This is a genomic window from Paenibacillus sp. 01L418, assembly GCF_056400045.1.
In genome coordinates this window covers 1-10,875 of the sequence record NZ_JBFTSN010000214.1, presented here as the reverse complement: position 1 = coordinate 10,875, position 10,875 = coordinate 1, and the positions used below count along the sequence as shown (strand labels likewise).

Annotated in this window: 7 protein-coding genes; all 7 read right to left on the bottom strand. The window is 48.5% G+C overall.

All coding sequences use genetic code 11. The annotated features are described in order from the left end of the window. Positions 1-260: 260 nt before the first annotated feature. Positions 261-1,445: a Gfo/Idh/MocA family protein gene (locus tag AC1DSE_RS21675; RefSeq protein ID WP_477509194.1), complete on the bottom strand. Its 1,185-nt coding sequence runs from the start codon at positions 1,443-1,445 to the stop codon at positions 261-263. 306 nt (positions 1,446-1,751) lie between these two features. Then, positions 1,752-2,657: a carbohydrate ABC transporter permease gene (locus tag AC1DSE_RS21670; RefSeq protein ID WP_477509195.1), complete on the bottom strand. Its 906-nt coding sequence runs from the start codon at positions 2,655-2,657 to the stop codon at positions 1,752-1,754. After that, on the bottom strand, positions 2,654-3,520 hold the full coding sequence (locus tag AC1DSE_RS21665; RefSeq protein WP_430062355.1) for a carbohydrate ABC transporter permease: 867 nt from the start codon (positions 3,518-3,520) through the stop codon (positions 2,654-2,656). Before AC1DSE_RS21665 ends, AC1DSE_RS21670 begins: the two co-directional genes overlap by 4 nt. Before the next feature lie 91 nt (positions 3,521-3,611). Continuing rightward, a complete protein-coding gene (locus tag AC1DSE_RS21660) occupies positions 3,612-4,973 on the bottom strand; it encodes an ABC transporter substrate-binding protein (RefSeq protein ID WP_477509196.1) in 1,362 nt (453 codons plus the stop codon). A gap of 320 nt (positions 4,974-5,293) precedes the next feature. Then, on the bottom strand, positions 5,294-6,796 hold the full coding sequence (locus tag AC1DSE_RS21655) for a response regulator transcription factor (protein WP_477509197.1): 1,503 nt from the start codon (positions 6,794-6,796) through the stop codon (positions 5,294-5,296). After that, positions 6,796-8,619 carry a sensor histidine kinase gene (locus tag AC1DSE_RS21650; protein WP_477509198.1) on the bottom strand — a complete coding sequence of 608 codons (1,824 nt, stop codon included), beginning with the start codon at positions 8,617-8,619 and terminating at the stop codon, positions 6,796-6,798. The genes AC1DSE_RS21655 and AC1DSE_RS21650 overlap by 1 nt, the downstream gene beginning before the upstream one ends. A 297-nt stretch (positions 8,620-8,916) precedes the next feature. Continuing rightward, the coding region (locus AC1DSE_RS21645) for a glycosyl hydrolase family 18 protein (RefSeq protein WP_477528166.1) at positions 8,917-10,875 on the bottom strand (1,959 nt) is incomplete at its 5' end.

Genomic DNA, 10,875 nt, shown 5'->3' with positions numbered 1-10,875 from the left:
CTTCTGCTGCTTCCAGCGGCTGAGATCCAGATGCTCGCACATGCCTTGAATAGCGGCAATCTCTACACCATCGTAGCCGCATGCCGCAATATGCTTCGCCGCTTCAGCGAAGTCGAACTCTTTGAACAGTACGGAATTGACACCCAGTTTAATCATGAATGAGCCCTCCTGAATAATGGATTAGTAAAACATGTATTAGTTCATGTTCCTGCAATACCTACATAGAAATCGCAAGCAACAAAGTAGCTATCTTACTGAGATTATTTCAGATAAAACGGATCACCGTGCAGCGGCGGCAGCGGCTGAGGACGAACGACCTCTCCCCCACGTTCATACGATTCCTGTACGGCATGCACATACTCCAGCACAGCAAGCGCATCGCGTCCGCTGGCGCGCAGCGCATCCGGAGACACCTTGTTGTCAACATCCTCCAGAAATGCATGCAGACGATGGTTGAATGTCCGGTTGAAATCATTTGTTCCGAAATCCGTCACTTCAGGCTCAATCGGAACGCTGATCGCTGGAATGCCTTTGTCTGCTTTCCAGAACGATACTTTCTCGACGCAGTTCTCAATGGTGAATGTCCCCTTCGAGCCCCCAACCTCAAGACTCCACCAGCCGCCTAGTCCATAGACCGCATCGCCGCGCTGACTCAATAGGTAGCCAACTGCACCGTTTGCGAACTTCATATGGATACTGTTGATGGACACCATAACATCGCCTGCGCTCCGGCGGAAGCCTGGTCGGTCGGAGAATGTCTGGATGTGCGTAATATCACCGCAGAAATGGCGCATAACACTGAATGGGTGGGTCAGGAACGCCCGCATATGGAAGTATGGGTGGCCTTTCACTTTATCCGAGCTGGCAAGCGCATAGTTGAGCTCGCCGCCGTTGAAGCCCATTTTAGCCAGACAATAAATTAATTCGCCCACCTCTCCGCTCTCCATATATTGCTTCGCCTTCTCCGCCGGCGGCGTAAAATAATGGTTCAGGTTGCAGCCTAGATACACCTTCTGCTTCTCAGCAAATGCCACCATCTCGCGGCCTTCACGCACATCGTTGCACAGCGGCTTCTCCACGAGCACGTGCTTTCCGTAAGACATCGCTTCCATCGCCGGTTCAAAATGCCAGCTGCCGTTGTCAATGCCGCCTGTCGTCACATCGATCACCTGAATATCAGGCTCGTTCTCGATCATGTCCTTAAGCGTATAGTACGCCTTTACACCGTGCTTCTCTGCAGCTGCGTCGGCGCGTTCCTTAATGACATCGCACACCGCAACGACATCAGCCAGTTCATCCTCCTTGTAACAATTCGCATGGTTGTTGCCGATCCCGTTCATGCCTACAATTCCGATTTTGACCGCCATATTCAACTTCCTTTCGTCCTCTGATTTGGATAATGAATTTCCTAGATCATATCGATAGCCTAATCGCCAAGCCGTCATAGTTGTAAACGCTTTATAAGTTCATCATACTGTCTCCTTCTGTCCAAATCATGGCGGTTCGGGACAAAAACCTTTCCGATCGAGACTGCTTTTAAAAAAGGAGAGGCTCAATTTAGGATCTACATCAGACAGCTGGTAAGCTTAGGTCGATCAACGTTCTCACGAAGTGAAATTTGCAGCGACCGATTCACCCCAAGCATCCTAAAAAAACCGCAATCCTAATGACTGCGGCTCTCTGAATGAGGACAAAATCAATTACCTTACAATGAATTTCTGTTGTGCTCACGCGGTGCAGTCCATGCATGATTATCCCTTAATAGCGCCTGCTGTCATGCCTGCTACAATTTTTTTGTTAAAGAAAATAAACAGAATCAGCATCGGAATAGAGATCAGAACAATATCGGCAAATAATAAATTCCACGATGTAGTGAACCGGCTCATGAAGTTGTACAGCGTCAATTGCACCGTCGCATTGGAGGAGCCTGGGAAGAAGTAAAGCGGATTAACAAAGTCATTAAATACGTTTATCGATTCCAGCACAATGATGGTTGAAGTAACGGGCTTTAGCAGAGGAAAAATAATACTAAAAAACAGCCGCCCGCCGCCCGCGCCGTCAATCAAGGCGCTCTCATCAATTTCACGAGGCAGCGTTGCCACAAACGCTTTGTACAAAATAGCTGCAAACGGAAAGTGCAGCGCAACCTCCACGAAAGTGATGCCTGCCAGCGTCTTAAACAGGCCGATCGAGTCGAGTACCCAGATTGTAGGCACGATCGCGGGCGGAATCATCAAACCTGCCAAAACTAGAAAGTTTAAGAAGGAAGAAAAGCGCCCCCCTTCTCTGCGATGCAGTACAAATCCGGCCATCGCGCTGACGATGATCAGTACAGTGATCGATAATACCGTAAGCAGCATGCTGTTATAAAAAGCGCGGACAAGCATATGATCGGCAGCAGTCAACACATCCCTGTAATTTTCCAAAATATGAAATGATTTCGGCCACGACATATTCATAAGTGCAGATTCAGCTTGATTTTTAAAGGAGTTGATAATGACAAAATAAAACGGAATCCAAAAAATGGCGGTGCTGAGCACCAGCGAGAACGCGGCAACGATAATCCTCTTAGCTGCGCTGCTTATCCCCCTGTTTTCGCCGCGGTTCAGCGGTTTGCCCACGCCTTTATTCATCACTCGGCTCATTTCGTTGCTCATAAGTGCACCTCACTTTTCGTCAGGTACTTATACAAAGGAAACGCCAGCAGTGACACACCGACAAACAAGATGACGTTGCCCGCAGTTGCTAGGCCATAAAAACCCGCTTGATACTGCTTGTATATGATCGAGGCGATCAGGTCGGTCGTGAAACCCGGCCCCCCCTTCGTCATGGCCCAGATCAGGTCGAAGGAACGGAGCCCTCCGATGAATGAGAGTATAATGACCGAATTCATCGCCGGTCTGCTTAAGGGAACGGTAATATACCTGAATGCGTTCATGCTGCTCCCGCCATCGATTTTGAGCGCTTCGTAATATTCGCCTGGAATGGCTGAAATGCCTGCGATATAAATAACGGTAGCAACGCCTATACCTTTCCATACGTCTACTAAGGCAACAGACAACAGCGCAATCTTTGTATTGCCAAGCCAATCGGGTCCGTCAATACCAAATACAGCCAGACTTGTATTAATCAGCCCTTGCGAAGGATGCATCATAATGGAGAAGGCGATTCCGACCGCGATCGTGCTAAGCAGTGTTGGGAAGAAAATAACAGAACGCAAATAGTTTTTAAATAAAACGCTAGAAGTGAGAAACGCACCAAGCAATAGGCCAAGGATGACCTTGAGGCCGCAGGTTACAACCGCATAAATTAACGTGTTTCTGAAGCCGATGCTGAGCGCCGTCTCTGAGAAAAAAGTGACATAGTTGTCGAAGCCGATGTAATTCCAATCGGTGAGCGTCCAACGCGTCATACTGAAGAAGAGCGATAATACCGTTGGCAGCAAGTAAAAGACGAAGTAGATCAGAAATGCGGGAATAAGAAATAAATAAGAGTAAGTCCGAATCGTCAGCTTGGTCATGGCTCTCCCCTTCTTTCCGGAGAAAACGGACTCCGCAGCGTTTTGTGCGAAGCCCCGTCTTCAACTAGAATTCCCGCATGCGGCGGGCGTTCTACCAGCCCGGTAGATTTAACTGCTGCGCTTGTTTCAGTACGTCTTTGTCATAATCCTCGGCGCCCTTCTGCGCGGAGGTGATGCCGCTGCCAACAGCGACAGTGAGGTTCTCAAGGTTCGGGCCTTTGACCGGCGATACGAACTCCAGCGCAGGTGCCGTCTTGCCTTCATCGAAGTATTTCTGCATTTCTTTGACACCCTCGTAAGCATCGTCAGGGAGCTCAATTCCTTTAATCACATTGGGGCCTGCCGCTTTGACTTTGGAGGCAAATATGTCTTGGCCTTCCTTAGACACGAAATATTCCGCGAACTTCTTGGCGGCTTCTACTTTCTTGCTGTTCTTGTTGATATACAGACCGCTCGGCATCCATACCGTCAGTCCGTTGACGTCTGCGCTGTCGCTCGGTATTGGGAAAACGCCGATGTCATTGATCTTGTCTGGGCTATTTTGCAAGATGGAATCAAGTGCGCTAGTCAGCATCGGATAGTGTACACCTGTGCCATCGGCAAGCATTTTCAAAGCAACGTCATACGTTGTAGCTAGGAAGTCCTTATTCATGTAACCAGCTTTAAACGGTTCCTCCGTCTTTTCGAAGCTGCGCAGTGCCGCTGGTGTCGTTGCGTACTTCGCCTTGTTGTTCGTGTAATCGTCTGCGAAATTCGGAACCTGCGCCTGCAGGTTGTAGTAATCACCGAGAACAAACAGCTGGGACGTCCAAGTATCCTTGTAGGACGCAATAACAGCGGTTTTGCCCGCAGCTTTGATCTTCTCATTGTTCGCCATGAATTCGGTCCATGTTTGCGGGACAGTTAATCCGAGCTCACCGTACACCTTCTTGTTGTAAAGTATCGCACCTGCGGAGCTTGATCCGACGGGCGCACCGTACACCTTGCCATCGACCGTAACGACCGTTTTGAAGGAATCAAGCACGTCCGCCATAAACGATTCATTCGTCAGGTCGAGAAAGTTATCCACCGGATTAACTGCCTTCAGCAGCGAGCCCGTATTATAAACGAGAAGGTCGGACATATCTCCTGTTGCTAGACGCGTCTTGACGAGGTTGTCGCCTTCCGTGCCATCCGGTTTGATGTCATACTCAATGGTGATATTCAGCTTTTTCTCTGCTTCAGTGGCAACAGCCTTGAGCGCTTCGAGCGTTGTGCCTGAATTGCCTACCATCAGCGTTAAGGTCGTTTTCGCTGCAGGTTCGCTTGTCGTGTCCGTTTTCCCGTTCGTAGCGCCGGTGTTGTTCTTCGTCGCAGAGGGGGTGTTGTTGCTGCTGCCGCATCCAGCGAGCAGCAACAAGATCATCATCACGCTTGTCATRAATGCGAGTGTTTGGCTAGTCGTTCGTTTCATCGTTCTGCAGCCTCCCTTTGTAGGCATGGACCCTTGCTCCTTTCGGCAGCCGTCCATCGTTGCCTCTTTTTTGCATCACTGATGCTGTAAGTTACAATGTGATGAATACGCTTCCATAAAGAGCGAGCTTCCGTTCCAAGGGCCCGGGTTCCCTCGTATTTTCAGTCTAAGGGTTTATGTTTTTGATGAATACCTGCTCATTTGCTATTTTAAGGGGGGAATTTTTCCTTTTAACAACAGGAAGTGGTACGGGCTAGGAGACATCCAGCTTGCGAGAGTGCATCGCCCGCATATCATCTAACTGCTTGCTTGCACTTGGATCATTCGCTCATTTTGCGTTTTGCGAAGGCGGTCGGTGTTTCGCCTGTTATTCTCTTAAACAAATGAGAGAAATGTTTGGCATCGTCGTAACCTACCAGCTCGCCGACTTCAGACGGACGCGACGTGCCGTCGGCTAGCAGCTCCTTTGCTTTGCTAATCCGGTAGCCGCTCACATAATCAGAGAAGGTGTAGCCAGTTTGGCTTTTGAACAATCTGGATAAATGTCCAAGACTGACATGATGATCAGAAGCAAACTGCTGAAGGGAAAGGTCGCCTTGATAGTTGGCATGAATCCAGTTCATCAACACCGGAATGAGCCCTTTTGGCTTCTGTTCCTTTGATGTGTGTTTCCCTGCAATCCCGAATACTGCTGCCGTAAGCCATTCCTTGATTGGCTCATAGTCGGTCACTTCGTGCAGCAGGCTCATATCCTCCTGCAGTAAAATCGATGATTCTGCTTGCAAATTGAACTTCAACGAATAAAACAGATCGCTAGCAAACTGCACCAGCTGCTTTTGGGTGACCTCTTTGTACTGCAGTCCCTTGACGATACGCGATATCGTATCTCGTCCTCTTGCCATATCGCCCGCTTTAACCTGTGCTTGCAGTGCACGCGCCTTTACCCATATTTCAGAAATATCAGGCGCAGCCAGCTTCATATCCGGTGATGCCAAGGTCGGCTCGCCGATTCGCAAATGCTCTTCAAGCTGCTTTCCAAGGCGGATGAAGCTGCGATTCAGACTCTCGTTCTCTTTCTTTAATGTGAAGCTCACATGGAGAAGAATGCCATGGGTGTTCACATATTGGAAGAGCGATTGAAGCTTTGTCTTTAGCGACTGCGTAAATGCTTCATTCCCAGCGGGCAGCAGCAGAACTCTGCGGCGGCCGTCAATCGTAATGCAATGACTATCCCGCTCCTTGTTCAAGACGCTCCCGAAATGCGAGAGAATATCCGATGCCTCAAGCCCAGCATCCTTCCAAGTAAGCGGCGATGCCCAGTTCTCCAGAAGCAGCAGCACCATGAACATACGCTGCTGCTCAGCATCGGCGGGCTTAACATGCTCCATCGCATCCGCCGCCAGYAGCCGCTGCAGAAGTGACCACGCAACACGGTCGCTCCGGCTGCGTGACTCGTCTTCAATGCGCGCAAGCAAGCGGTCTACCGCCTTGTAAAGGGTCTCTTTCTTAACAGGCTTCAGCAAGTAGTCCGTCACGCCAGTTTGCATTCCTCGCTGTGCATAAGCAAAATCGTCATGGACACTGAGAATAATACCTTTGACGTCCGGATGGCTGCGGCCAAGCTCAGCCAGCAGCTCCACACCGTCAATGCCCGGCATTGTAATGTCGGTCAACACGAGATGCGGGACTACGGATTTCGCTGCTTCCAGCGCATCTTCCCCGTTCTCGAACGCAAGCACACGATGCTGCGACTCGTATCGCTTAAAGAGGGCCTCGAGCTCCGCAAGCGCCCACCGCTCGTCTTCTACCAAAAATATATTCATCAGTCGGCCTCTCCCTTCACCTTGACGAATTGTTCATACGGGAACGTCAACCTAACCGTCGTTCCGCGGTCAGGGGAACTTATCAGCTCAACGCCATATTTGTTACCGTGGAACAGCTTGATTCGCTGTGCGATATTGGACAGGCCTATCCCCTGCCCCTCCTCGTCGTAAGCGTCCACCGCCTGTACTCTCTCCAACCTTCGGCGCAGCATGTGGATGCGTTCCTCTTCAATACCACAGCCGTTGTCGGACACTTCGATAATCAGTTCACTGCCAAGCCTCTTAACAGCGATGTCGATTCGACCGCCTGACTTGACCTTGCTCAGTCCGTGAACGATTGCGTTCTCAATTAGCGGCTGAACGGTAAGCTTCAGCACCGATGCTTGCAGCAGCGCTTCCGGCACTTCCATATTGAACTCAAATCGATTGCCGAATCGATGCTGCTGAATATTCATGTAATTGCTTATATGCTCCATCTCGTCATGCAGCGGGATAGGATGATGAAGATTTGTCATACTGTATTTGAACAGCTCAGCCAGCGATTCTGCCATTTCTGCAACCTCTTCGATGCCTCGAACCCTGCTGATAGACTTCATAATGTTAAGCGTGTTATACAAAAAATGAGGGTTGATCTGCGCCTGCAGTGCCGATAGCTGCGCATTCTTCTCCGCCAATTTGGATGTGTACACTTCGCTAATTAAGCGTGTAATACTATCGAGCATGTTGTTGTAGATACGGCTCAGACGGCCGATCTCATTGTTGCCAGTCACCTCCATTCTCTGGCTTAAATCCCCCTGCTCGACACGTGCCATCTTTTTCATCAAATTACGGAGCGGAAGCGTCATCTGATAAGACAGCACATAGGACACAAAGGCAATTAGACCCATCGCGAGCAGGCCAACGAGAAAAAGAATATAAGTAGAATGTTTCTGCTTGGACAGCAGGAATTCGTTCGGAATTAGAATCAATGTATTCCATTTTGTATAGGAGGATTTCGACGTTGTATAGATATAGCTCACGCCGTTCCACACCACCTCATTCGATTCATGATTGCTTTGGAAGATGGATAGATCAATTCCAGTGTCATTGGTGCCCGTCAGCTCATTCCTGTCGTCATAGACGACGCTGCCTTCATCGGTAATGATGAACGCTCTCATATTCCGTTCAACGTCGTTGCTGTCGGAATTGACGAGCATGTCCTTGATGACATTAACGTTAATATTAATTTTCATATAGCCCAAAACATCAAGGTAGGGTATGCGGCTGATGTTCCGTACGAAGGATATCACCTGAGCTTCACGATCACCGCCCGTATTCTCTATTGTGACAGGAAGAAGCAGAAATTTGACTCCGGGCATATCCAGCCGATTCTGATACCAGCTCTCGCTTTGAAGATCGAAGCTTATCTTAGGTCCCCCCGCCTTCGATACAAAATATGCGATGTCGTCCGTGGTGAAAATATAAATGCTCTGGAGCTGAGGGCGTGGCTGAAGATGAGTGAACAACCTTTTGTTAATCGTCAGTTCAATTTGGTTCTGCGTGACGGCTTCCGGGATTCCGTAATGATCAATTAAACTTTCTTGAATAATTGGATCGCCAATAATGGACACAGAGAGTTTCTCCATATCCTGTATATAAAGCTCAAAGGTTCGGCTGAACTGCCGAGAAATCGTGTCGGAAAGCGATAACGTTTGATTTTTAATATCGTTTACATTTTTATAGTAGAAAATAATACAGGTCAGCATGACGATGAACAGCGATACCGCGGAGAAGACGATGAACATTTTACTCTTCAGCAAGTAGTCGTTCCAATTTTTCATCATGGCTTCTCCTTATATAAAGATGTTTCCTCTTATTTTTGCATGAGGATGATCCCACCTATGAAAGCAAAGAACATAAACCTTACACTTAATTTGTTTAATGTATAGTATTGCAAATGCGAGACTGCAAATAATAAGGAGGAAATGAGGATGGGGAGTGTGAACTTCTATTTTCGACACGCATGCTAGTTTACCTTCAATGATTCTATTTGAGATGAATAAATAATCAACTTATTATTCCTTTTATTTAGCCTTTAAAAAATAAAAAAAGCCGCCCTTAGGCAGGGCGGCTGCTCTTGCTTATTTCAAACCCCATAATGCTGGCACATTCGATGGTTCCCAGCCAGCTAATGACGTATGAGGCTGAATACAATAATAGGTATTGCCTCCGTAAGTAACGAGGTCGTTTGCTTTGTAGCTTACATTAGGTGCCCAAGCACTTACCGTTCCACCGTTTGCATCAGTCGTAGCGGCAACTGATGTGCCGCTCGAAACATTGCCCGCGGYATCTTTCGCTACTAGAGTAAATGTATAAGCCGTACTTGCAGCAAGACCGCTAATTGTCGTGCTCGTTCCCGTGACGTTCACGTTGGTAGAACCATAAGTCACGGTATAACCGGTTACGCCAACGTTGTCAGTAGATGCTGTCCATGAAAGACTGACGCTGGAGGATGTTTTGCCTGTGACTTGAAGATTCGTTGGCGCTGTTGGCGAGGTTGTATCACCCGCAGCTGGATTCGTCGTTACTGGAAGTGCATTGCTCGCTCCCGATATATTCCCAGCTGCATCCTTCGCTGTTACAGTAAACGTATAGGCTGTATTAGCAGCAAGACCGCTAATTGTCGTGCTTGTTCCCGTGACGTTTACGCTTGTAGAACCATAAGTTACGGTATAGCCCGTCACGCCAACGTTGTCAGTGGATGCGTTCCATGAAAGACTTACGCTGGATGAAGTTTTGCCTGTGACTTGAAGATTCGTTGGCGCTGTTGGCGGGGTTGTGTCTCCCGCAAGTGGATTCGTCGTTACCGAAAGCGCATTGCTCGCTCCCGAAATATTTCCAGCCGCATCCTTCGCTTTCACAGTAAACGTATAGGCTGTATTAGCAGTAAGCCCACTAATTGTCGTGCTCGTTCCTGTGACGTTTACGCTTGTAGAACCATAAGTCACGGTATAACCCGTCACGCCAACGTTGTCAGTGGACGCACCCCAAGCCAATGTTACACTATTTGATGTTTTTGCAGTGGATTGAAGGTTGCCCGGTACCGATGGCGCAATGATATCTGCACTACCGGATCCTGCCAAATCGCTCGCCAGCTTGTTTAATAGAACTTTGTTTCGGTCACCGCTAAACTCCCAGAACATGGCACCGCCAAGCCCTTTGCTTTGAATGAAGGCTGTCTTGTGCCCGAGTGATTCTGTATCATCGTAGGAGATAAAAGTACGTTTTGCAGCGTTGTATAAGTAAGGTACCTTCGCTGTATCATTCCAATACCGTGTGTAGCCGTTTTTATTAATGTAGTTGTTTTCGAGATCTGTATAATCAAATAACCCCGCTTCCCATGTACCCGCAGGCACGCCAGAGCAGCTTTGATACTGCCCATTACCGGTCGCTGCGCAATTGGCCCAGCCCCGACCATAGAAAGGTACTCCCAATACAATTTTACTTGCTGGAACACCGGCATCCAAGTGCCCTTGCACGCCAGACGCACTGTTATATGTCGCTGCGTTTGGAACACCCGCCGCTGCTGCTGCAGGATCATAATTCAGCGGAGCATTGTGGGCGCTTACGGTTTGCCAGCCACCGTTGAAATCATATGTCATAATGTTGATCCAATCGACAATCGCAGCAATATTACCTAGCTCGGTATTTTGTGCATACGTCGGACTTGCACCTGATGCTATCGTCAGCAAATAGGTTTTACCATCCGCCGCACCCGCAGCATTAAGCTTCTCGCGAATCTTCTGAAGCAGCAGCGTATAGTTTTGCTTATCAGCAGCCCTCACGCTATTGCCAGCTAACCCTCCGCTCACCGGATATTCCCAGTCGAGATCAACGCCATCGAATTGATATTTTCGCAGGAAGTCTACTGCTGAATTAGCGAATGTCTCCCTTGTGGCCATACTGGCCGCAACATCAGAGAATCGGTTCGACCAACTCCATCCGCCGACGGAAATAATTGTTTTTAAATGAGGATTAGCTTGCTTCTGCTTAATAAGCTGCCCAATATTTCCCTTTATCGGCTTATCCCACGTATCCCC

Coding starts and splice junctions, on each gene's coding strand:
- AC1DSE_RS21675 (WP_477509194.1), bottom strand. CDS start 1,445: ATGACGGCTTGGCGATTAGGCTATCGATATGATCTAGGAAATTCATTA.
- AC1DSE_RS21670 (WP_477509195.1), bottom strand. CDS start 2,657: ATGAGCAACGAAATGAGCCGAGTGATGAATAAAGGCGTGGGCAAACCG.
- AC1DSE_RS21665 (WP_430062355.1), bottom strand. CDS start 3,520: ATGACCAAGCTGACGATTCGGACTTACTCTTATTTATTTCTTATTCCC.
- AC1DSE_RS21650 (WP_477509198.1), bottom strand. CDS start 8,619: ATGATGAAAAATTGGAACGACTACTTGCTGAAGAGTAAAATGTTCATC.